Source organism: Ensifer sp. D2-11 (assembly GCF_054161295.1).
This window is the reverse complement of the sequence record NZ_CP096433.1, coordinates 3535745-3558559: the sequence shown is the minus strand read 5'-3', so window position 1 is coordinate 3558559 and position 22815 is coordinate 3535745. Positions and strand designations below refer to the sequence as shown.

Here is a 22815-nt window from a genome sequence, read left to right as displayed (position 1 = left end):
TCTCCCCGCCTGCGGGGAGAAGGTCGCGGCAGCGGGATGAGGGGCGGCAACGGACGGAGAGAGGGATATTAGGGACATCCCGATAGGGATAATGCCTAACGAACTACCCCTCGAGCGGGGTTTTTCGTCTCCGGATATCGGTCTATTTGCGCTGCATCCGCCTGCCGGCACCTTCTCGTCCCAAGTGGGGCGAAGGGGACTCGCGGCGCCGTCCTGTCCTCTTTCCCTCGAAGCGAGCAGCGGCCAGCAGGATGGGGCTGGGAGTTTCGCGGCTTGCCCCTTCTCCCCGCCTGCGGGGAGAAGGTCGCGGCAGCGGGATGAGGGGCGGCAACGGACGGAGAGAGGGATATTCAGCGCAAATAGACCGATATCCGGAGACGAAAAACCCCGCTCGAGGCGGGGTTCGTTAGGCATTATCCCTTATCGGGATGTCCCTTTCAGGCCGGGATCACGATCTCCCCGAGCTTCGTAAGTTCGGCGATGAATTGTTCCAGACGGGTCTTCTTCTCATCGCCGGCCCCTTCGAGTTCGGCGCGTGCCGCTTCGATGCGGTTCTCGAGAACCGTGGGATCCAGCTCGTCGACATGGACGGCGGATTCGGCCAAAAGCGTGCAGCCGGAAGGCAGGATGTCGGCAAAGCCGCCGAAGACGGCGTAACGTTCTGTCTTGCCGGCAGCCGTCTTCACCGCGACGACGCCCGGCTTGATGGTCGTCATGGTCGGCGCGTGATTGGCCATCACGGTCATCTCGCCCTCGGTCGCCGGAATGACGACTTCGGTCACCTTCTCCGAGACAAGCAGACGCTCGGGGGAAACAAGCTCAAAATTGAAACTTTCGGCCATGACCATTCACTTCTGGTGAGCGCGCCGCTGGTCGGCGGGCTGTGCACGTTCTCCGCCATCATTTGCCGCGGCGGGATGAAAGCCGTGGCGCGAAAACTCCGCGCCACGGTTCCTGATGCAGATCAGGCGGCTTCGGCAGCCAGCTTCTTGGCCTTCTCGACGGCTTCCTCGATGGAACCGACCATGTAGAAGGCGGCTTCCGGCAGGTGGTCGTACTCGCCGTTGACGAGGCCCTTGAAGCCCTTGATCGTGTCTTCGAGCGCAACCAGCTTGCCCGGCGAGCCGGTGAAGACTTCGGCGACGAAGAACGGCTGCGACAGGAAACGCTCGATCTTGCGGGCGCGGGCGACGGCGATCTTGTCCTCTTCGGAAAGCTCGTCCATGCCCAGGATCGCGATGATGTCCTGCAGGGCCTTGTAGCGCTGCAGGGTCGACTGCACCTTGCGCGACACTTCGTAATGCTCTTCGCCGACGATCATCGGGTCCAGCATGCGCGAGGTCGAGTCGAGCGGATCCACGGCCGGGTAGATGCCCTTTTCGGCGATCGAGCGCGACAGAACCGTCGTCGCATCGAGGTGCGCGAACGAGGTCGCCGGTGCCGGGTCGGTCAAATCGTCGGCCGGAACGTAAATCGCCTGAACCGAGGTGATCGAGCCCTTGGTCGTGGTGGTGATGCGCTCCTGCATCTGGCCCATGTCGGTTGCCAGCGTCGGCTGATAGCCCACGGCCGAAGGAATACGGCCGAGCAGAGCCGACACTTCCGAGCCTGCCTGGGTGAAGCGGAAGATGTTGTCGACGAAGAAGAGAACGTCCTGGCCTTCGTCACGGAACTGTTCGGCGACCGTCAGGCCGGTCAGCGCGACGCGTGCGCGGGCGCCCGGCGGCTCGTTCATCTGGCCGTAGACGAGCGCGGCCTTGGAACCTTCGCCGCCGCCATGCTTGTTCACGCCGGACTCGATCATTTCGTGATAGAGGTCGTTGCCTTCGCGGGTCCGTTCACCGACGCCTGCGAAGACGGAGTAACCGCCGTGCGCCTTGGCGACGTTGTTGATCAGTTCCATGATCAGAACGGTCTTGCCGACGCCCGCGCCGCCGAAGAGGCCGATCTTGCCGCCCTTCGCATAGGGAGCGAGCAGGTCGACGACCTTGATGCCGGTGACGAGAATCTGCGCTTCCGTCGACTGGTCCACATAGGCCGGCGCTTCCTGGTGGATGGCGCGGCGGGCGGAAGTCTTCAGCGGGCCGGCTTCGTCGACCGGCTCGCCGATGACGTTCATGATGCGGCCGAGCGTTTCCTTGCCGACCGGAACCGCGATCGGGCCGCCCGTGTCGGCGACCTTCTGGCCGCGAACGAGACCTTCGGTCGAGTCCATGGCGATCGTGCGGACGGAGTTTTCGCCGAGATGCTGCGCAACTTCGAGAACGAGGCGGTTGCCGTTGTTGTCGGTTTCCAGCGCGTTCAGGATCTGCGGGAGCTGGCCTTCTTCGAATGCGACGTCGACGACGGCGCCGATGACCTGCGTCACGCGACCGACAGCACCCGTAGCCGCAACGACTGTCTTGGCGGAAGCTGCCTTCTTCGGAGCAGCCGGCTTCTTCGCCGCTGCGGTTTCTTTCGGGGTAGCTGCCTTAGCCATAATTCTTACCCTCTTCTCGTAACCTTAGAGCGCTTCCGCGCCAGAGATGATTTCAATGAGTTCCTTGGTGATCTGCGCCTGCCGCTGACGGTTGTAGCTGAGCGTCAGCTTGTCGATCATCTCACCCGCATTGCGCGTCGCATTGTCCATGGCACTCATCTTCGCGCCCATTTCACCCGCGACGTTCTCGAGCAGGGCCCGGAAGATCTGCACGGAGATATTGCGCGGAATGAGATCGCTCAGGATCGCTCCGGCTTCCGGCTCGTATTCGTAGATCGCCGATGCGCCCTCGCCTTCGGCAGCGGCCACTTCGCCGGCCGATGCCGGGATGAGCTGCTGGGCGGTCGGGATCTGCGAAATGACGGACTTGAACTCGGAGTAGAACAGGGTGCAGACGTCGAACTCGCCCTTGTCGAAGAGCTCGATGACCTTGTGGCCGATCCGGTCCGCGTTCTCAAAACCGATCTTCTTGACTTCACGCAGGTCGACACGGTCGATGATCAGCGACGCGAAGTCGCGCCGAAGCATATCGAAGCCCTTCTTGCCGACGCAGATGATCTTGACCGTCTTGCCCTGGGCCAGAAGCTTGCGCACATGGTCGCGGGCAAAGCGGGCGATCTGCGAGTTGAAGCCGCCGCAAAGGCCGCGCTCGGCCGTGCACACGATCACCAGGTGCGTGTCGTCCCTGCCGGTTCCCGTCATCAGCCGCGGCGCGCTGTCGTCCGCACCGACCGCCTGGGCGATATTGGCGAGAACGGCAGCCATGCGCTGCGAATAGGGCCGGGCGGCCTCGGCCGCCTCCTGCGCACGCCGAAGCTTCGCCGCGGCGACCATCTTCATCGCCTTGGTGATCTTCTGCGTCGCCTTGACGGAGGCGATCCGGTTCTTCAGATCCTTAAGTGAAGGCATCCGTTGTCCGTCCTAGTTGAGGTCCGCTCAGGCGAAGGATTTGGCGAAGCTGTCGATTGCGCCCTTCAGCTTGGCCTTGGTGTCGTCCGAGATAGCCTTTTCCGTACGGATGGTATCCAGAACGGCCTTGCCTTCCGAACGCAGGTAGGAAAGGAGACCGTGCTCGAACTTGCCGACGTCGCTGACCGGCAGCTTGTCGAGATAGCCGTTGACGCCGGCGAAGATGACCGCGACCTGCTCTTCCGTCTTCAGCGGCGAGAACTGCGGCTGCTTCAGGAGTTCGGTCAGGCGGGCACCGCGGTTGAGCAGACGCTGCGTCGCGGCATCGAGGTCCGAGCCGAACTGTGCGAAGGCCGCCATTTCGCGGTACTGGGCGAGCTCGCCCTTGATCGAACCGGCGACCTGCTTCATCGCCTTGATCTGGGCGGAGGAGCCGACGCGCGAAACCGACAGACCGACGTTAACGGCCGGGCGGATACCCTGGTAGAACAGGTCGGTTTCAAGGAAGATCTGGCCGTCGGTGATCGAGATCACGTTGGTCGGAATGAACGCGGACACGTCGTTGCCCTGCGTCTCGATGACCGGCAGAGCCGTCAGCGAGCCGGCGCCACGCTCGTCGGAGAGCTTGGCGGCGCGCTCCAGGAGGCGCGAATGCAGGTAGAAGACGTCGCCCGGATAGGCTTCACGGCCCGGAGGGCGGCGCAGCAGCAGCGACATCTGACGGTAGGCGACGGCCTGCTTGGAAAGGTCGTCATAGCCGATCAGGGCGTGCTTGCCGTTGTCGCGGAAATATTCGCCCATCGCGCAGCCGGCGAAGGGAGCCAGATACTGCATCGGCGCCGGGTCGGAAGCGGTGGCAGCGACGATGATCGAGTACTGCAGGGCGCCGCGCTCTTCGAGCACCTTGACGAACTGGGCAACGGTCGAGCGCTTCTGGCCGATAGCGACATAGACGCAATAGAGCTTATCCCCTTCCGGGCCATTGTCGTGAATGGCTTTCTGGTTGAGGATCGTATCGAGAATGATCGCGGTCTTGCCGGTCTGGCGGTCGCCGATGACGAGCTCGCGCTGACCGCGGCCGACCGGGATGAGGGCGTCGATGGCCTTGAGGCCGGTCGACATCGGCTCATGGACCGACTTGCGCGGAATGATGCCGGGCGCCTTGACGTCGACGCGGGCGCGCTGCTTGGCATTGATCGGGCCCTTGCCGTCGATCGGATTGCCGAGCGCATCCACGACGCGGCCGAGCAGCTCCGGACCTACGGGAACGTCCACGATGGCGCCGGTCCGCTTGACCGTGTCGCCTTCCTTGATGTCCCGGTCCGAGCCGAAGATAACCACACCGACATTGTCGGCTTCGAGGTTCAGCGCCATGCCGCGAATTCCGCCCGGGAATTCGACCATCTCGCCTGCCTGGACGTTGTCGAGGCCGTAGACGCGGGCGATACCGTCACCGACGGAAAGCACCTGGCCGACTTCGGAAACTTCCGCTTCCTGGCCGAAATTTTTGATCTGATCTTTAAGAATTGCGGAAATTTCCGCGGCGCGGATATCCATCAGCCGACCTCTTTCAGTGCAAGCTTAAGGGTAGAGAGTTTGGTGCGAAGGGAGGTGTCAATCTGGCGGGACCCGACCTTGACGATCAGACCTCCAAGAATAGACGGGTCGACGGTGACGTTTACCGCCACGTCTTTGCCGGTGACGCCTTTCAGCGCCGCCTTCAATTCGATTTCCTGCGCCAGCGTCAGCGCATGTGCCGACGTGACGTCGGCGGTGATTTCGCCCTTGTGGCGGGCAGCGAGCAGACGGAACGCCTTGATGATGCCCGGCAGCACGAAGAGGCGGCGATTGCGCGCGACGACCTTCAGGAAGTTGCCGACCAACCCGGAGAAGCCGAACTTCTCGACGAGGGCGGAAATCGCCTTGAACTGGTCGTCGGCGGAAAAGACCGGGCTTACGATCAGCCGCTTCAGATCGTCGCTGCCGTCGATCAGCGCCTGGATGCGCGTCAGATCGGCACCGACCGCTTCGATCGACCCGGCGTCAAGGGCAAGCTCGAAAAGCGAGGAGGCATATCTTTCTGCAACACCGGAAATGAGCTGGGATGTGTCTGCCACGGGCACAAGCTTCTCTCAAAATCATCCAGGAATGTCAGGACCGGCGAACCGTCGACCTAACATCTTGAATTTGCTGCAATAACTCGCAGGATATCGAGGCCGGTCGACCCACTTCCCCCGCAGTTCGCGGTTCGTCTAGCATAGGATGTTTGGACTCGCAACACGCCAACGGCAGGAATGCGGCATTACCCGGCCGGTTCGGCCGAATTTTGCCGTAAATAGTGTCGCAGGCCCTTGTCGGCGGTCAGATCAGCCCGAAAACATAGGCGAGCGGCAGGATCGCGAGCGCCGCCTGGACCAGGAGCGCGAGCCAGTTGAAGAGGGTCGCGCCGTTGTCGCTCATGATCGACAGGATGCGACCGAACGCCGCGAGCGCGAAAGCCGCGCCGACGGCGAGATAGACCATCGGCTGGGCAAGCAGGATGGCGCCGAGGCCCAGGCCCAGATGCATGCCGCCCATGGTGGAGCGGGCCTCCGCCAGTCCTCCCCGCCGCCCCTCGGCGATGCCGATCCCGGCGGCACGAAAGGTCAGGCGCGGCGCAAAGAGCATGACGAGCCCGATCAGCGCCGCGAGCGCGGCCGCACAAAAGGCCAGCAGTTCCCCGGTTTCCGTCGGTATGTAGAACTCCATCGCCGTCCCCGCCCGTTGCTGTGGACCCTCCGCCGCGCGCCGAGCCGACGCAGTGCGTGGAAGAGGTCTAGCCTATGTCCTTCCGGATGTGAATCGGTCGAAGGACGAAGTTCCGACAGTGATCACAGAAAACTCTGCGGATCGATGTCGAGCTGGACGCTGACCGATCCGCGCTCCTTGGGACCGGCGGCGATCATCGCCCGGACGAAGGACTGCATGTCGCTGTTGCGCCGCCCGTGGACGAGAAGCCGGAAGCGATGCCGGCCGCGGATAAGCGCGAGCGGCGCTTCCGCCGGTCCGAGGATCGCGATGCCGTCGACGCGCGGCGCGGCATTGCGCAGTCCGCGGGCGTGGCCCTCGGCATCGCCGCGCGTATCGGCCGAAACGATGACCGAGGCGAGCCGGCCGAAAGGAGGCAGCACCGCCCTTTCCCGCTCATGGATCTCGCGTTCGTAGAAAGCGTCGGAATCGCCGGACACGATCGCCTGCATGACCGGATGCTGCGGCTGATAGGTCTGCAGAAGGCCGAGGCTCTTGAGGCCCGTCCGCCCGGCACGTCCCGTCACCTGTGAAAGGAGCTGGAACGTCCGTTCCGCAGCGCGAGGGTCGCCATTGGCAAGACCCAGATCCGCATCGACGATGCCGACCAGGGTCATGTTCGGGAAGTTGTGCCCCTTGGCGACGAGTTGCGTGCCGATGACGATGTCCGCCTCCCCGCGGGCGATTGCCTCGAGCTCCAGCCGCAGCCGCTTGACCCCCATCAGATCGGAGGAGAGCACGATGGTGCGCGCGTCGGGAAAGTGCCGCTCGACCTCTTCGGCGATGCGCTCGACCCCGGGGCCGCAGGCAACGAGATGATCGAGCGTGCCGCATTCCGGGCAGGCTTCCGGAGTCCGTTCAGAGTAGCCGCAGTGATGGCACTGGATCTGGCCGCGGAAGCGGTGCTCGACCAGCCAGCTCGAGCAATCCGGGCATTGGAAGCGATGGCCGCATACGCGGCAGAGCGTCAGCGGTGCGTAGCCGCGCCGGTTCAGGAACAGGAGCGCCTGCTCGCGCCGGCCGATCGTCTTGCCGATCTGGTTCACGAGCACCGGCGAGAGAAAGCCGCCGCGTTCCGGCGGATGGCGGCGCATGTCGACTATGCCGAGATCCGGGAGCGCCGCATCGCCGAAGCGGGTGGGCAGATGGATCGGCCGGTAGCGCCCCACCTCGCCGTTCACCCGGCTCTCGACCGAAGGCGTGGCGGAGACGAGCACGACCGGAAAGTTGCCGATCCGCCCGCGCACCACGGCCATATCGCGCGCATTATAGAAGACACGGTCCTCCTGCTTGTAGGCGGGGTCGTGCTCCTCGTCGACGATGATGAGGCCGAGATCCTCGAAAGGCAGGAACAGCGCCGAGCGGGCACCGGCGACGACGCGCACCTGGCCCGTCGTCACCTGCCGCCAGACCTTTTCCCGCATGCGCGGCGCGAGATCGGAGTGCCACTCCGCGGGCTTCGCGCCGAAGCGGTCCTGGAAGCGTTCGAGGAAGCTTGCGGTCAGCGCGATCTCCGGCAACAGGATCAGGACCTGCTTGCCGGCGCGCAACGTCGCCGCTATCGCCTCGAAATAGACCTCCGTCTTGCCGGAACCGGTGATGCCGTCGATCAGCGATACCGAGAATTTCCGCTCCTCGACAGCCGCCAGAAGATCCGCAGCCGCCTGCTTCTGCGGGCCTTCGAGGCGCGGCGCGGCGAAAGCCGGATCCGGCGCGGCGACGACGGGCGGCGGCGGCATGAAGACGGTTTCGAACACGCCCTGCGACGTCAGGCCGTCGATGACGCTGGACGAGACCCCGGCGGCATGGGCAAGCCCCGAGCGGGTCCAGGAAAGCCCGTCGCTCGCCGTGGCGAGGACGCGCTCGCGCGCCGCAGTCATCCGTTCCGGCCGCATCTCGGTCAGGCGCAGGGCTTCCACCATCGGCTCCGGATCGAAGGCGGTCGGCGCCCGGAGCGCCATCCGGACGACGAGGCCAGGCGGCGTCAGCGTATAGGCGGCCACCCAATCGAGAAAGGCGCGCATGTCCGGGCCGAGCGGCGGGCAGTCGAAGACCTTCTCGATCTGCTTCAGCTTCTTCGGATCGACGCCGCCGTCGTCTTCGCCGTCCCAGACGACGCCGACGACGAAACGGGGGCCGAGCGGCACCTGCACGATCGATCCCGGCTCGACCGCCATGCCGTCGGGCACCGCGTAGGAATAGGCCCTCGGCGCCGGCATGGGCACCAGGACGGGCACCACCCGGCGGTCGAGTACGGGGCCGAATAAATCGGTTGAATCAAGAGTCATTTTGCCGTGACCTTGCCACCGCTTTCAGTTAAAGAAAACTCGCAGCGAACCGCTGCCTTGCAGAAAGCAGGGTTTGTCACGGTTCCAACCGAGTTTCAACGCGCGCGATATCCGCCATGGAATTTCCTGCTGCGGAGATGCGCCCGAAACGGCTGAGTGCCAAAGGAAGACTCCGATGAAATTTTTCGTTGATACCGCCGATGTGAAGGACATCCGGGAACTGAACGATCTCGGCCTGCTCGACGGCGTCACCACCAATCCGTCATTGATCCTGAAGGCGGGCCGCGACATCGTCGAGGTTACCAAGGAAATCTGCTCGATCGTCGAAGGACCGGTGTCGGCCGAAGTGACCGCGACCGAATACAGCGCGATGATGAAGGAAGCGGCCGCACTTTCGAAGATCGCCGACAACATCTGCATCAAGCTGCCGCTGACGCTCGACGGCCTCAAGGCCTGCAAGGCGCTGACCTCGGACGGCCACCAGACCAACGTGACGCTGTGCTTCTCGGCAAACCAGGCGCTGCTCGCCGCCAAGGCCGGCGCGACCTTCGTCTCGCCGTTCATCGGCCGCCTCGACGATATCGCTGTCGACGGCATGGACCTGATCCGCGAAATCCGCCAGATCTTCGACAATTACGGCTACGAGACCGAGATCCTCGCCGCCTCGGTGCGCACGGTCAACCACGTGAAGGAAGCCGCCCTCATCGGCGCCGACGTCGTCACCGCGCCGCCGGCAACGCTGAAGGCCTTGGTCAAGCACCCGCTGACCGACAAGGGCCTCGAAATGTTCCTCGCCGATTGGGCCAAGACCGGCCAGAAGATCGCCTGACTTTAATGGCATGGAGTGGAAAGGGCCTCGCAGCGATGCGGGGCCCTTTCGTTTCGCCCGTTTGCTGACCGCGAAAGCCCTCATTCCAGCCGATGTTCGAGAAATCCGCGATAGAGGCCAATCACTGCCTCGAAGTGGTCATGGTAGAGCAACTGCCCGGCATTGGGCAGCGTTACGACCGGAACGCCGCCCAGCGATTGCGCCAGGGCGCGCACGTCAGTGGCGGAGTGTATGAAATCCTGCGCACCGTGAAGAAAGATCGTACGGCAGCCCGGTGCCGGGAAACCGCTCCAGTCGGGTAAGGCTTGATGATAGAAGTCGTGCTTGATCGATTGCACCGACGAGGTGAAGAACTTGCGCAGCCGTTCGCCGCCGAAGGGCGCTCTCTATTCGGCACCGATGATGGCCACATCGGCCAGGTTGGGTCGATAAACGCTTAAGAGCAGCTGTTTCAGCGTTTCCGGCCGACGGATGCGCCGCACATAGAAATCCATGAGCCGTGAGTAGACGTGCCATTGGTTCATCGAGAGAGTGAACAGGCCGGACCGCAGCCGCCCCGCCGTGGTACGCGATGTCGTCGGCTTCACGGTGGCGCCCACGAAAGCCAAGGAAGCAACGCGATCGGGATGACGGCGGGCATATTCCAATCCATAGGCCGTTCCGCTGATGCAGGCCATGATATCTGCCTGCTCGCCGCAGAAATGCCTGCGAGCGAGATCAATCCCCTCACAGGCGTGGTCGAGATGAGCGGAGACTCCCAGTGCAACCGTTTCCTGCGACATCGCGCCATGGCGCAACGGGACGATCAGGCGCAGGGCGACGGTATCGAGCGCCCCGAGATCCCCGTTCCTGAAGTCAGGCAGAACCATGGGATGCAGCATCACGACGGGCCGCCCACCGATCGGCCCTATCTCCACGAAGCGGTGGCTCCGACCGGCCCGGCTGCGCAGGCGCAAGGTCCGCGCTCCGGGCGCGAACTCCCGCAGCAGATCGTCGAAGTAGTCGTCCTGCGATACGCCCGTACCGGAAAACGAAGCAATCTCGAGGAAGACGCGCGAGAGCGCCCTGCCGGCGATCTCCGCCTGCGAACCGCCGCCAAGCTTGCGGGCGAGAGACTTGAACTGCGAGCGCTTCGTCTCATGGCTGACACCATCGAGAGTCGCGGCCGCGGCCAGGTTGAAACCGCAGACAAGTTGCTTCAGGAGGCGTTGCTCCGAAGGGTAGAGCGTCAGGCCACCGGTAACCTCGCCCGCGGCATCGAAAAGGGTTGAATCCCTCAAGACGATGAGGCGGGCAGGACGTTCGCTGCCGCCGGGCACGAACAGCGCCAGGCCATCGTCGAGAAGAATCCCGCCGCGCAGTTCCCCTTGCCGGTTCAGCGCATGGGTGAGGTCCCGCCACAGCGCGCTGTGCCGGTCTGCCTGTTTCAGCGGATGCGGAACGCGGCCGGTAAGCTGGCAATCGATGATCTGCCATGCCCCGGCCGGATCGCCCGGATCGCTCCGCCCGGACCCCACGCTCTTCAGGAAGGAACCGGTCAGCCCATCCTGCAGCGTACCCAATGCATGCGCCAGTGCTTCCGTCAGTTCTTCCGATGCCGCGTCGTCCACTTCGCCCCTCCCGTGTCTGCCAACCCATAGGCCCGGCAACAAAATCAAGCACTCACCCATTTGGGTGATTGCCTCAACAGGACCCGCCCGTAAGGTCCGTATAGCTAAGTTTCTCTCCAGAGAGAACAAATTAGCCCGGTAGAAACACCAAAGTGCAATTTCGGCATGCGCCGATCGGAAAGGGCATTCTCTATTGCAGTTTTGCCTCCTTGATTGGAGGTAATACTACAGGAATAGGCAACACATTGAGGGGCACTGGAATGAATTCTTCGGTTACAGTCAGATTTTCGGTTCTGTTGGCAGCGTCACTGGCACTGGCCGGCTGCGGAGGAGGCTCCGGCGGTCCAGGCGGTCCAGGCGGTTCAGGCGTTCCAGGCGGGACGACCAACTTCACGAAGTTTCCGCTCGAAACGGGCAAGACCACGACTTTAAAAGGAAACGGCCGGGAAGCCACCGTTACGAAAAGCGGTGCCGTCTCCGCGTTTGGCGCTTCCGCTCCTTTGGAAGCGGAGTTGGCGAGGGACGCGACGAGTGGCGACATCAGCTCGACTACCTTGAAGACGGCGACCACGACGAAAACCTGGGACCACACCAATTCCGAGCTCGCCTATTCCCAAAACGGAAAGCTTGTGATCGCCAGCGCCGAGGACGACAGCGGCAGCATCGGTTTCGCCGATCCGGAAAAGAACGGGTTCGCCTATCAGACCTATGGCGGCTGGGTCGACGAAAAGGGCGGCCGTTTGGGGGCCTTCAGCCTCGGCAGCGAAACGGCCAAGGCGGATGTTCCCACCAGTTCAACCGCGACGTTCAAAGGAACGGCGGGCGGCATCTACGTCGACACGGTCGGCTATGACGTCATGAGCGCGGACGCCGCATTGGATGTCGACTTCGGCGACAATACGGCCAGGTTCAGGACCAACAACACCAGGCTCGAAGCGGGCGGCACGGCTGCCAACCTCGACATGTCCGGCAAGCTCGATATCGCAGCCGGCGGTCTCTCCGGCAATATCGCTACTGCCGACCAGTCGATGTCCGGCACGGTAGACGGCCGCTTCTACGGATCGGGCGCTCAAGAAGTCGGCGGCACCTTCGACTTGAAGGGAAACAACGCGACGATGGTTGGCGGCTACGGCACCGTCAAGCAGCCATGATTCGCATCGGGTTCATGGCCGGGATGCTCATCGCAGGCGTGGCGACGAACTCGGCCGCCGCCACGCCTGCCGAGATCGACGCCAGGTTCAAGCAAGCCCTGGCCGAAGCCGGCGCCGGTCGGCCGGACAGCGCGATACGAAGCCTCCGCCTCCTTGTAACTGAGACGGCGGCACCCCGTATCAAACTCGAACTGGCGCGGTTACTCCTGCGCACCGGCGACAATGCCGGTGCGCTTGCATTGTTTCGACAGGTCTATCTGGAAAAAGCCACGCCACAAAAGGTTCGGCGCAACATTCTTCCCTTTATCGAGCAGGCTGAACTGCGCGTGCTGCGCATCCGTTATGGCGCCAGAATCATTACGGACAGCAACCCGTCCAAGGTTGGGGAGGGCGGCACGGTCTATTTCAACGGCATTCCGCTGGAGTATCAACCGCCGGCCCGGAAAGAAGTGTCCTACGGGATAGAACCGTGGTTTTCCGCCGAGAAACTCTGGCAGAACGGTTACCTGACAAAGTTCCAACTGTCGGCGAGGCTCTTCGAGGACGACGAGCTGCGAGCGGGCCATCTTCAGCTTGCAGTCGGCAAGCAGATCACGACCCTGGCCGGCCTCTTCGTCCAAGCGAACCTCGATACCGGCATCGCCCGGCCGAACTCCTATGTGCTGCCCACCATCGAATCGTGGAAACGCTTCCGGCTTTCCGACACGGCGGGTGCCGGGCTTGGCGGCCAGGCCGGATACATGTTTTCGCGAGAGGCCGACGTCTCCGGACCATTCCACCGAGCCTATGTTTTCGGGGACTGGACATTCCAGCCAAACGCGACCGTGTTCGGCAAGTTGTCGGCAGAAACGCTCAACAGTCGGAACGATTACTACAGCTATATTTCGACAAAGGTCGATTTCGGCGTCAATTTCAGTGTCGCCGACATACAGCTGACGCCGCAAGTGAGCTGGAAGCAAACGCGTTTCGCCGAATACAGCCCCTTCTGGGGCAACCGGCGTAGAGATGCAACGGTAAGGCCCGAGATAGCCTTGTCGGCCGAACGGCTGGAGTGGAACGGTATCCGCCCGGAGGTGAGCGTCTTCTATGAGAAGCGCAGCAGTAATGTCGGCATCTACGATTATGATCAGTTTGGCGGCTATGTGAATTTGCGCAAGCTTTTCTGACGGCGTCCGCACGGCGGATGAAGGGGCGTCCTTATTCGTCTTCCTCGTCGATCATGCCGGTAAGCCGCATACCCTCGATCCAGGTGGCCCCGTCCCTGCGGATCACCCGGCGGGGCCGGACGCCGCACCGCTCCTGAACGAGTGCCGCCAGTCTTTCGGAATGGGTGACGATCCATATCTGGCTTTCGCGCGCGGCGCTGGCGACCATGGCGGCCAGGGCCGGCAGCATATCGGGATGAAGACTGGTCTCCGGTTCGTTCAGCGCGATGAACCTGGGACGGCGATAGGATAAAAGCGCAGCCGCCAGCGCCAGGAAGCGCATCTGCCCGTCCGAAAGCTCGCGGGGCGAAAACAACCGGTGCGGAAAGTCAGGAAAGACCAGGGAGAAATCGGCGTATTGACCAGGTTCAGGAACCGCGAGACGGGCGCCTGCAAAGGCGTCGGCAATCGCGCGATCGAGATCGACCGTATCCTGTCTCGTGTGCCGAAGCGTCGCGAAGACGGCGGCCATGTTGAAGCCGGTCTCGTCCAGCAGCGGCGCGGTGATCGCGAGACAGGGCATTCGCAGCGGCGATTCGCGGTCGGTGCGAAAGCCGTGAAAGAACCGCCATTGGTCGACCGCCCGGCGGAAGTCCCCGATCTCCGGATAGTGGCCGGCATCGCCGAGCAACGAAATGGCCGTTTCCGATGTCATCGCCTGTTCCGGATAGTCCACCATCCGGCCGCCCTCGCCGCGCACGAAGATACCGGGGCCGGTACGCTTCATCACCGGAACCGGGCGCCGGCCCGTCTCGATCGTGAGCTCCTCCTCCTTGACCTGCGGCTCATGAGCGAAACCCGCCGCCCCTTTTGGCGGGCGGAACCCCGCCTCGATCCGGTAGCGGAAGGTGATCGCTCGCTCCTCGTCGATCAGTTCGGCGTCCAGGCGAATACGCGCCGGCTTGCCGACGCGTTGCGGGCCGCTCCAGATAGCGGACACCATGCCGCCTTCTTCGGCGATCTCGCGGGCGAGATGGCCTCGCACGGCAGCCTGAACCAGCTGCAGGGCACGATAGAGGTTGGACTTCCCGACGCCGTTCTCTCCGATGAACAGATTGACGCCGGCCAAATCCATACGGATCGAGCGCAGCGACCGGTAGTTCTCGGCGAACATCGAGCGAAGCATCATGGTGACGGCTTAGCCCGCTACAACCGCCCTGGCAGACAGCTCGAACGCCGCGTCGCTGTCGGCAGCCAGTGCGTGTACCGTATGACGTTCCAGCGCACGTGTCACTTCCATCGGATCGCCGTCGAGCGCGTCCGCCGGAATGAGATTGCCGATCCGGAAGTCGAAGCGGTCGCCCTTCTTGTTCAGGAGTTCGTGGAACACCGTCATGTCGCGCAGTTCCGTCGACCATTTGGCGAACCAGTAGAAGAGGCCGGAATTGCGCGCGCTCATATGCACCGGCAGGATCGGCAGGCCGTATTTGCGTGCGAAGCCGACCGCCGAGCTCTTCCAGGGGCGCTCGTTGAGGCGTCCCTCGGCCCAGTAGGCGATGCGGCCGGAGGGGAAGAGCACGGTCGCCTTGCCCTCCTCGATTGCCCTGTTCGTGACCTGCAGCGTTTCGCGCGCCTTCAGCTTCGACTTGTACTCCTCCCGCCATTCGACCGGGATGACCATCTCGACGAAACGCGGATTGACGCGGATCGCGTCGCGGTTCGCAAAGAACATCATGTCCGGCCGCCGGCTCTTCAGGAGATCGAAGACGGCGATGCCGTCGGCGATCCCCGTCGGGTGGTTGCTGACGAGCAGGAACCCGCCCTTCTCGGGAATACGCTCCGGCTTGTCGGCGCGGATCTCGAGATCGAGAAGCGAACTCAGATGCTCGAAGGCCTGGAAGCCCGGCATATTGGCGACGGCATTGGCGAACTCGATCGCCTTGCGGTAGTTGAGCAGCGTGTAGAGAAAGGGCCGCATTGCGGGCCACAGGGGATGGCGGACGATCTTCTGGCCGCGCTCCGCTATCAGCGTATCGACGATATGGCCGGGACGCCCTTGCGAGACCAGCGCAACCGCCTCTGCAAAATGCGCCAGAGCGCTCGCCGAATCACGTCTCGACATTGTCCCATCCGCTGTTGCTGGCCGAACATTGCAGTTCAATATGATCGAACAATGACAAATTCCAAGGGGCCGCCGCAGCAAACTTCAGCACGTTAGCAAAAACATAACACGCCCGATGCGATGCTCCGAGCCTGGATCAGCGAGCTCACCGCGCTGATGAAACCGCCGGGCCCGATGATGAACGAACTTCTTGCGATAGGCCATCCGGAAGTGATGGCGGAACGAAGGCGCTGGCTTGCGAGCCTCGCCGAGGAACGCCGGTTGTCCGAAAAGACGGTCGACGCCTATGAGCGCGACACGCGGCAGTTCCTGACGTTCCTGACCGGGCACCTCGCGGGGCCGCCGCGGCTCTCGGATATTCGCGCCCTGCGCCCGGCGGATCTGCGCGGCTTCCTGGCGCAGCGCCGCAAGGGCGGGGCCGGCGCGCGCACGCTCGGCCGCGGGCTGGCAGGTCTGCGTTCCTTCCTGCGCTATCTCGAGAGAAACGGGCTCGCCAATGCGGCGGGCGCAGGGGCGGTGCGGTCCCCGAAGCAGCCGAAGTCCCTCCCCAAGGCATTGACCGACCGGGAGGCCCTGAAGGTCGTCACGGCGGACGCGCAACTGGCCGAGGAACCCTGGATCGCGGCGCGCAACGCCGCAGTGCTGACATTGCTCTATGGCTGCGGCCTGCGGATAGCGGAGGCGCTGGACCTGACCCCTGCCGATTTCTCAGGACCGGTCACGTCGCTCAGGGTCACCGGAAAGGGCGGCAAGACACGGATCGTGCCGATGATCGCGGCCGCCGCGGAAGCGGTCGAGACCTATCGGAAGCTCTGCCCCTACCATATCGAGCCCGAAGAGCCGATTTTCCGCGGCGCTCGCGGCGCGAAGCTCCAGCCGGCGATCATCCAGCGCGAGATGCAGAAGCTGCGCGCCGCACTCGGCCTGCCGGATTCGGCGACGCCGCACGCGCTGCGCCACTCTTTCGCGACGCATCTTCTGGCAGGCGGAGGGGATCTCCGCACCATCCAGGAACTGCTCGGCCATGCCAGCCTGTCGACGACGCAGGTCTATACCGGCGTCGATTCGGCGCGGCTCCTGGAAATCTACGACCGTGCCCACCCGCGCGCCTAAGATCCGACGCGCCCAAAATCCGACGTGCCCAAAATCCGACGTGCCCAAAATCCGACGTGCTTGACGGTTAACCAAGCGCGTTAAGGAACCCGTGACCGCGGGGGAGTAGGGTTCCGCCAGAGCGCTCCCAGGAAAAGTGTGCAGCGGTTTTCCGTCCGGAAGTGCGCAGCTTCAAAGAGTTAGAGCGCATCTGCGTTTCAATGAAACGCTGACATGCTCTAAATGCGGGGGGCACCCATGAACACTTTCACCGGACCGGTCCGCGATCTGGCGGCCAAGGCGGCAGACGGCCTGCTGTGGCTGATCGCGATGTTGAATGCACTGACGGCAGCAAGCCTCCTTGCCGCCCTGCTTTATGTGTCGGATGCACGCGCGGAAGAAGTCGATTGCGCCGGCAGCAACATCTTGACCGGCCTCGAACTCTCGGACCCGGCCCGCCTGGCGGCGCTGCGCGCGGAAGCGGCGGCGGTGCCCAACGGAAAGGGCCTGCTTTGGAAAATCGAAGGCCACGGACAGGCGCCCTCCTTCCTGCTCGGCACCATGCATGTCACCGATCCTCGCGTACTGGCGATGCCCGGCGGCGCGACGGAAGCCTTCGCAAGGGCTGAGACCGTGATCGTCGAATCCGACGAGATCGTCGACCAGAACAGGGCAACCGCTGCGATCATGATGCAGCCCGAACTGACCATGTTCACCGGCGACAAGACGATCAACGACTTCCTGAAGCCGGAGGACCGCGCGCTTCTCGAAAACGGCCTCAAGGCGCGCGGCATCCCCCTGCCGCTCGTCACCAAGATGAAGCCCTGGATGATCGCCAGCTTCGTGGCCCTGCCGGCCTGCGAATTCTCGCGCAAGGCGGCCGGTGCCTCCTTCCTCGACAAGAAGCTCGCCGAGGACGCGGTGAAGGAGGGCAAGACGCTCAAGGGGCTCGAAACGCTGGTCGAGCAGCTATCGGCGATGGATTCGCTGCCGGTCGAGTTGCATCTCAAGGCGCTGATCGAAACGCTTGCTCTCGGCAAGACGATGGACGACGTGATGACGACGACCACCGATCTCTACCTCTCCGGCGAGACGGGCACGATCATGCCGATGATGAAACTCGTCTCCGCCGGGCTGTCGTCCGACGACGCCGGCTACGCCGAATTCGAGCAGCGCATCATCATCGATCGCAACAGGATCATGGCAGATCGCGCCGCGCCCCTCCTGAAGGGCGGCGGCGCCTTCATGGCCGTCGGCGCGCTCCACCTTCCCGGCAGGGAAGGCCTCGTCGAACTCCTGCGTCAGCAGGGGTTCACGGTAACGCGGGTGGAATGATCGGCCGGTCGATGCGGTGAGAATGCCCCTCATCCGGCTGCCGCCACCTTCTCCCCGCAGGCGGGGAGAAGGGATATGCCGCGCCCGCTCGCTCCCTCGGGCGGGCAGTGAATGCGGGGTTCAGTTGGCGCCGCTTGTCCCTTCTCCCCGCCTGCGGGGAGAAGGAGCCGGCAGGCGGATGAGGGGCAGCGCCGCCCTCCAATAATCACATGTGGATCGGCTTGAAGAAGGTGGAAAGCGCCGCTTCCTTTACCGCCTCCGACATCGTCGGATGGGCGTGGCAGGTGCGGCCGAGGTCCTCCGACGATCCGCCGAATTCCATCAGCACCGCGATCTCGTGGATCATTTCGCCGGCGCCGAAGCCGATGATGTGGCCGCCGAGCACGCGGTCGGTCTCCTTGTCCGCGAGAATCTTCACGAAACCGTCCGTCTGAAGCATGGCGCGGGCGCGGCCATTGGCGGTGAAGGGGAACTTGCCGATCTTGTAGGCGACGCCCGCAGCCTTCAGCTCTTCCTCGGTCTTGCCGACGGAGGCGACCTCGGGCTGGGTGTAGACAACGCCCGGAATGACGTCGTAGTTCACGTGGCCGGCCTGACCTGCGATGATCTCCGCCACGGCGACACCTTCATCCTCGGCCTTGTGCGCCAGCATCGGCCCACGCACCACGTCGCCGATCGCGTAGACGCCGGCAATGCTCGTCTGAAAATGCCGGTCGATCTCCACGCGGCCACGCGAATCGAGGACGACGCCCGCCTTGGCGAGACCCAAGCCGTCCGTCGAGGGCTTGCGACCGGTAGCGATGAGCACGACTTCGGCATCGAGCGTAGTGGCCTCGCCGCCCTTAACGGGCTCGAAGGTGACCTTGGCACCGTCGCCCGATTTCACGACGCCCGTCACCTTGGCGCCGAGCTTGAAGTCGATGCCCTGCTTGGTCAGCATCCGCTGAAGCTGCTTGGCGACTTCGCCGTCCATGCCGCCGAGAATCGTGTCGAGGAATTCGACCACGGTCACCTTGGCGCCGAGGCGCGCCCAGACCGAGCCGAGCTCGAGGCCGATGACGCCGCCGCCGACGACGATCATGCTCGCGGGGACCTTTTCGAGCGCGAGCGCCCCGGTCGAGGAGACGATGGTCTTTTCGTCGAACGCGACCTCCACGCCCGGGATGCCGGCGACATCCGAGCCGGTGGCGATGACGACGTTCTTCGCCTCGAGCACCTGCTCCTCACCCTTTTCGTTCGTGACCGAGACCTTGCCCTGGCCGAGAACCTTGCCGGTGCCCTGGAAGCCATCGATCTTGTTCTTCTTGAAGAGGAAGGAGACGCCGTCGACGTTGGACTTAACGGTCGCGTCCTTGTGGGCCATCATCTTCTGAAGGTTGAGCTTCGGGTTTGCGACCTCCACACCCAGCGCCTCCAGGCCGTGCTGAGCCTGATGGAACATCTCGGAAGCATGCAGCAGCGCCTTGGAGGGGATGCAGCCGACATTCAGGCATGTGCCGCCATAGGTGCTGCGCTTCTCGACCACGGCAACCTTCATGCCGAGCTGCGCCGCCTTGATGGCGCAGACATAGCCGCCGGGGCCGCTTCCGATAACGATGAGATCATAGGCCATTTGATAATCCTTCTTGGGAGGACAGTCTTGGGAGGGCTACCGCCCGCCGCTGACGGTGAGAATGGTTCCCGTCACGTAAGTCGCCTTGTCGGACAGGAGATAGAGAATTGCATCGGCAACCTCACCGGCCGTTCCGGGCCGCTGCATCGGGATCGTGGGTGCGAGGTCGCGGGCGCGGTTGGGCAGCCCGCCGGAGGCATGAATTTCCGTATCGATGATGCCGGGCCTGACCGCGTTCACGCGTATGCCCTCGGTGGCAACTTCACGCGCCAGTCCGACCGTGAAGCTGTCGATCGCGCCCTTCGTGGCGGCGTAGTCGACATATTGCCCGGGCGCACCGAGCACGGCGGCGATGGAGGAGAGATTGACGATCGAACCGCCCCGCCCGCCGTGGCGCGTCGACATTCGAAGCACCGCCTCGGCGGCGCAACGGATGGAGCCCGTCACGTTGACGCGGAACAACTGCTCGATCCGCTCGGGCGAAACCTCGTCTACGCGCTGCGGCGGACCGATGATCCCGGCATTGTTGACGAGGCCGTCGAGACGGCCGAAGGCGGTGTCGACAGCGGCAAAGATCGCCTTCACGCCCTCTTCCCTGCCCACGTTGCCCTCGACGGAAACGGCCGTGCCGCCGGCTTCCGCGATGCGGCGGACCACGTCCTCGGCCGCATCGCGATTGGACGCATAGTTGACGGCGACCCTCCAGCCTTCGCTGGCCGCGGCAAGCGCGACCGCGGCGCCGATGCCGCGGCTGCCCCCGGTGACGAGAAGCACGGGTCCGTCGCTCATGATCCACACCCCTTGAACTGGAAGACATCGGAACTGTCGGTGGTATCCCTGCCTTCGCCCCAGGCGCTCGATTCGCGCAGCGACGGTCCGAAATCCGGAAGCAGGATCCGATCGGCTGCGGGCGCGTCCTCCGGCTGAAGCAGTCCGATCTGGCCGGCCTTGTCGACCGCATAGATCGGGCCCTGCCAGACGGTGCAGGCCTCGAGTTCCGCGCCGGTCACGTCGCCGGTCGGGCAATCGTTCATGACGATCCCGTTCGCCCGCAGTGGTTCGCCCGACTGCATCACGACGCCATCGAGCAATACCCCGGTGTCCCCGATCCTGACCTTGAAGTGATTGCTGGTGACTGCCGCCTCCGATCCGACGGGCTCGAAGTGCAGCTCATAGGTTCCGGCCGGATCGGCATAGACCGCCTGCGCCTGGGTGCACTCGTCCGCAAGCGCGGGTGCTGCCGAAAGCATAAGCGAAGCGAAAAGAACGTTGCGGCCGCAGATCATCACGCGGCCTTTTCCGTCGCCAGCTTCAGTCCGAGAGCGATGAAGACCATGCCGCTCGCCCGGTCGATCCATTTGCTCGCACGCGTGAAGGCCGCCCGCATCCGCGGCGTCGTCATGAACAGGCTGACCCCGACGAACCAAAGGATCAGCGCGCTCGCCATGACGAAGCCATAGCCGAATTTGACCGTCATCGGCGTATGGGCGCTGACGACCGTCGAAAAGATCGACAGGAAGAAGAAGACCGCCTTGGGATTGAGCGCGTTGGCGGCAAAGCCGAGCCCGAAGGCCTTCAGCGCCGACTGCTGCCGGCGGGCTTCGCCGCACTCGGCCGCTTCTTCGACCGCGATTTCCGTCTGGCCGGCGCGAAGGGCTTTGATGCCGATGTAGATCAGGTAGGCGACGCCGCACCATTTGACGATGTTGAAGAGGTAGATCGACTGCGAGATGATCAGCCCGAGGCCGAGAATGGTGTAGGTCACGTGGAACATCAGCGACGCGCCGATGCCGAAGGAGGTGATGACCGCTGAGCGGCGGCCGTGCACCAGCGATTGGCGCAGCACCATGGCGAGGTCGGCGCCGGGCGAAACGATGGCGAAGGTGAAGATCGCCATTAGCGAAGCGAGTTCGATCAGATAGCTCATCATGTTTTGCGACCGGTGCTTACGATGCCAAACTGTCCGGGATGCGCGCATAGCGTGCCCCCGAAACCTAACCTCTGGTTCCGTGGCTGTCGATGCCCGTCAGACGCGCGTCCCGGCACGGGCATCGGTGGAGATGGAAACGGGGGCACGCGGCCCCCGCCATTCCTTGGAGCGGGATGAGGAAAAGCGTGTGCGGTTTTCCTCCCGCATCCCGCGTCTCATGACTTTGAGTCGACCCGACCTAAAATCACCGTGATCTAGAGATCCAGCACCAGGCGTTCCGGATCCTCGAGGCTTTCCTTGACGCGCACGAGGAAGGTCACCGCTTCCTTGCCGTCGACGATGCGGTGATCGTAGGAGAGCGCCAGATACATCATCGGGCGGATGACGACCTGACCGCCGATCGCGACCGGGCGGTCCTGGATCTTGTGCATGCCGAGGATGCCCGATTGCGGAGCGTTGAGGATCGGCGAGGACATCAGCGAACCGTAGACGCCGCCGTTGGAGATGGTGAAGGTGCCGCCCTGCATGTCGGCCATGGACAGCGTACCGTCACGCGCTGCCTTTCCGAGACGGCCGATTTCCTTCTCGATCTCGGCGATCGACATCTGGTCGGCATCGCGCACGACCGGCACGACGAGACCCTTGTCGGTGCCGACGGCGACGCCGACGTGGCAGAAGTTCTTGTAGATGATCTCGGTGCCGTCGACCTCGGCGTTGACAGCCGGCAACTCCTTCAGCGCATGCGTCACGGCCTTGGTGAAGAAGCCCATGAAGCCGAGCTTCACGCCGTGCTTCTTCTCGAAGATGTCCTTGTACTTCGAGCGCAGGCTCATGACGGCGCTCATGTCCACCTCGTTATAGGTGGTGAGCATAGCCGCGGTGTTCTGCGCGTCCTTCAAACGCCGGGCGATCGTCTGGCGCAGGCGGGTCATCTTCACGCGCTCTTCGCGGGCGGCATCTTCCGCCGGCGCCGGCGCGCGGGCCTGGACCTTGGCCGGTTCGGCTGCAGCCGGAGCCGAAATGCCCTTGGCGACGGCCGCGAGCACGTCACCCTTCAGCACCTGGCCGCGCTTGCCCGAGCCGTCGATCTGATCGGCGGAAAGATTGTTCTCGGCGATGAGCTTGGCGGCGGCCGGGGCCGGCGGCATCGACGTGGACGTCTGCGTCGCGGCAGCGGCGGCCGGCTGTGCGGCCGCAGCAGCGGTGGCGGCAGCAGGTTCAGGCTTCTTCTCGGCCGCAGCCGGCGCAGCGGCGGCAGCACCCGCGCCCTCGGCGATCTGCCCGAGCAGCGCGCCGAGACCCACGGTTTCGCCCGCCTGCGCGACGATTTCGCTGAGCGTGCCGGCGGCCGGGGCCGGAACTTCGATCGTCACCTTGTCGGTCTCGAGCTCGAGGATCGGCTCGTCGGCCTTGATCGCGTCGCCGACCTTCTTGAACCAGGTGCCGACGGTCGCTTCGCTGACGGATTCGCCAAGGGTGGGAACGCGGATTTCTGTTGCCATGAGTTTTGTTCCGTTGATCAGATT

18 protein-coding genes and 3 pseudogenes are annotated in these 22815 nt (G+C 63.8%); 5 read left to right on the top strand and 16 right to left on the bottom strand.

What is annotated here, in order from left to right:
- Positions 1-437 precede the first annotated feature (437 nt).
- The 7 genes from M1D34_RS16965 to M1D34_RS16935 all read right to left on the bottom strand — a co-directional run bounded on the left by M1D34_RS16965 (position 438) and on the right by M1D34_RS16935 (position 8463).
- On the bottom strand, positions 438-842 hold the full coding sequence (locus M1D34_RS16965) for a F0F1 ATP synthase subunit epsilon (RefSeq protein ID WP_003530304.1): 405 nt from the start codon (positions 840-842) through the stop codon (positions 438-440).
- Between the two features lie 122 nt (positions 843-964).
- On the bottom strand, positions 965-2479 hold the full coding sequence (gene atpD, locus M1D34_RS16960; protein WP_003530302.1) for a F0F1 ATP synthase subunit beta: 1515 nt from the start codon (positions 2477-2479) through the stop codon (positions 965-967).
- A 24-nt stretch (positions 2480-2503) separates the two neighbouring features.
- On the bottom strand, positions 2504-3388 hold the full coding sequence (locus M1D34_RS16955) for a F0F1 ATP synthase subunit gamma (protein WP_003530300.1): 885 nt from the start codon (positions 3386-3388) through the stop codon (positions 2504-2506).
- Between the two features lie 27 nt (positions 3389-3415).
- Positions 3416-4945 (bottom strand): F0F1 ATP synthase subunit alpha, encoded by a 1530-nt coding sequence (gene atpA, locus M1D34_RS16950; protein ID WP_003530298.1) that lies wholly within the window; start codon positions 4943-4945, stop codon positions 3416-3418.
- Positions 4945-5511, bottom strand: coding sequence for a F0F1 ATP synthase subunit delta (locus M1D34_RS16945; RefSeq protein WP_010970368.1), 567 nt, complete (start codon positions 5509-5511; stop codon positions 4945-4947). The genes atpA and M1D34_RS16945 overlap by 1 nt, the downstream gene beginning before the upstream one ends.
- A 238-nt stretch (positions 5512-5749) precedes the next feature.
- Positions 5750-6136 carry an AGROH133_08824 family phage infection protein gene (locus tag M1D34_RS16940; RefSeq protein WP_003530294.1) on the bottom strand — a complete coding sequence of 129 codons (387 nt, stop codon included), beginning with the start codon at positions 6134-6136 and terminating at the stop codon, positions 5750-5752.
- Between the two features lie 122 nt (positions 6137-6258).
- Positions 6259-8463 (bottom strand): primosomal protein N', encoded by a 2205-nt coding sequence (locus tag M1D34_RS16935; RefSeq protein WP_010970369.1) that lies wholly within the window; start codon positions 8461-8463, stop codon positions 6259-6261.
- A 175-nt stretch (positions 8464-8638) separates the two neighbouring features.
- On the opposite strand from M1D34_RS16935, the gene fsa reads away from it, so the two are divergent.
- Positions 8639-9292, top strand: a complete 654-nt coding sequence (gene fsa, locus M1D34_RS16930; RefSeq protein ID WP_003530290.1) for a fructose-6-phosphate aldolase — start codon at positions 8639-8641, stop codon at positions 9290-9292.
- Between the two features lie 80 nt (positions 9293-9372).
- Here fsa and M1D34_RS16925 read toward each other — a convergent pair.
- A pseudogene (locus M1D34_RS16925) lies at positions 9373-10902 on the bottom strand (bifunctional helix-turn-helix transcriptional regulator/alpha/beta hydrolase).
- Between the two features lie 260 nt (positions 10903-11162).
- Here M1D34_RS16925 and M1D34_RS16920 point away from each other — a divergent pair.
- Together M1D34_RS16920 and M1D34_RS16915 are read left to right on the top strand one after the other, a co-directional pair.
- Complete coding sequence (locus M1D34_RS16920) at positions 11163-12053, top strand: transferrin-binding protein-like solute binding protein (protein WP_127596362.1); 891 nt, start codon at positions 11163-11165, stop codon at positions 12051-12053.
- Positions 12050-13219 carry a surface lipoprotein assembly modifier gene (locus tag M1D34_RS16915; RefSeq protein ID WP_498780021.1) on the top strand — a complete coding sequence of 390 codons (1170 nt, stop codon included), beginning with the start codon at positions 12050-12052 and terminating at the stop codon, positions 13217-13219. Before M1D34_RS16920 ends, M1D34_RS16915 begins: the two co-directional genes overlap by 4 nt.
- A gap of 31 nt (positions 13220-13250) precedes the next feature.
- Here the strand turns inward: M1D34_RS16915 and M1D34_RS16910 are convergent.
- The 3 genes and pseudogenes from M1D34_RS16910 to M1D34_RS16900 form a co-directional block, all read right to left on the bottom strand.
- Positions 13251-13514 (bottom strand): annotated as a pseudogene (locus M1D34_RS16910) (AAA family ATPase); the annotation flags it as partial.
- A 615-nt stretch (positions 13515-14129) separates the two neighbouring features.
- A pseudogene (locus M1D34_RS16905) lies at positions 14130-14333 on the bottom strand (AAA family ATPase); the annotation flags it as partial.
- Between the two features lie 63 nt (positions 14334-14396).
- Positions 14397-15320 carry a GNAT family N-acetyltransferase gene (locus M1D34_RS16900; RefSeq protein WP_003530281.1) on the bottom strand — a complete coding sequence of 308 codons (924 nt, stop codon included), beginning with the start codon at positions 15318-15320 and terminating at the stop codon, positions 14397-14399.
- Between the two features lie 177 nt (positions 15321-15497).
- Here M1D34_RS16900 and M1D34_RS16895 point away from each other — a divergent pair, with 177 nt between their 5' ends.
- On the top strand, positions 15498-16433 hold the full coding sequence (locus tag M1D34_RS16895) for a tyrosine recombinase XerC (RefSeq protein WP_003530279.1): 936 nt from the start codon (positions 15498-15500) through the stop codon (positions 16431-16433).
- A 237-nt stretch (positions 16434-16670) separates the two neighbouring features.
- Complete coding sequence (locus M1D34_RS16890; protein WP_010970375.1) at positions 16671-17747, top strand: TraB/GumN family protein; 1077 nt, start codon at positions 16671-16673, stop codon at positions 17745-17747.
- 205 nt (positions 17748-17952) lie between these two features.
- Here the strand turns inward: M1D34_RS16890 and lpdA are convergent, their stop codons facing one another.
- The 5 genes from lpdA to odhB form a co-directional block, all read right to left on the bottom strand.
- Positions 17953-19359, bottom strand: a complete 1407-nt coding sequence (lpdA, locus tag M1D34_RS16885; RefSeq protein ID WP_013844901.1) for a dihydrolipoyl dehydrogenase — start codon at positions 19357-19359, stop codon at positions 17953-17955.
- Between the two features lie 36 nt (positions 19360-19395).
- Positions 19396-20148 carry an SDR family oxidoreductase gene (locus tag M1D34_RS16880; RefSeq protein WP_498780017.1) on the bottom strand — a complete coding sequence of 251 codons (753 nt, stop codon included), beginning with the start codon at positions 20146-20148 and terminating at the stop codon, positions 19396-19398.
- Positions 20145-20645 (bottom strand): hypothetical protein, encoded by a 501-nt coding sequence (locus M1D34_RS16875; RefSeq protein WP_498781742.1) that lies wholly within the window; start codon positions 20643-20645, stop codon positions 20145-20147. The genes M1D34_RS16880 and M1D34_RS16875 overlap by 4 nt, the downstream gene beginning before the upstream one ends.
- Positions 20645-21289, bottom strand: coding sequence for a LysE family transporter (locus tag M1D34_RS16870; RefSeq protein ID WP_498780015.1), 645 nt, complete (start codon positions 21287-21289; stop codon positions 20645-20647). Before M1D34_RS16870 ends, M1D34_RS16875 begins: the two co-directional genes overlap by 1 nt.
- Before the next feature lie 254 nt (positions 21290-21543).
- On the bottom strand, positions 21544-22791 hold the full coding sequence (gene odhB / locus M1D34_RS16865) for a 2-oxoglutarate dehydrogenase complex dihydrolipoyllysine-residue succinyltransferase (protein ID WP_498780013.1): 1248 nt from the start codon (positions 22789-22791) through the stop codon (positions 21544-21546).
- Positions 22792-22815 lie beyond the last annotated feature (24 nt).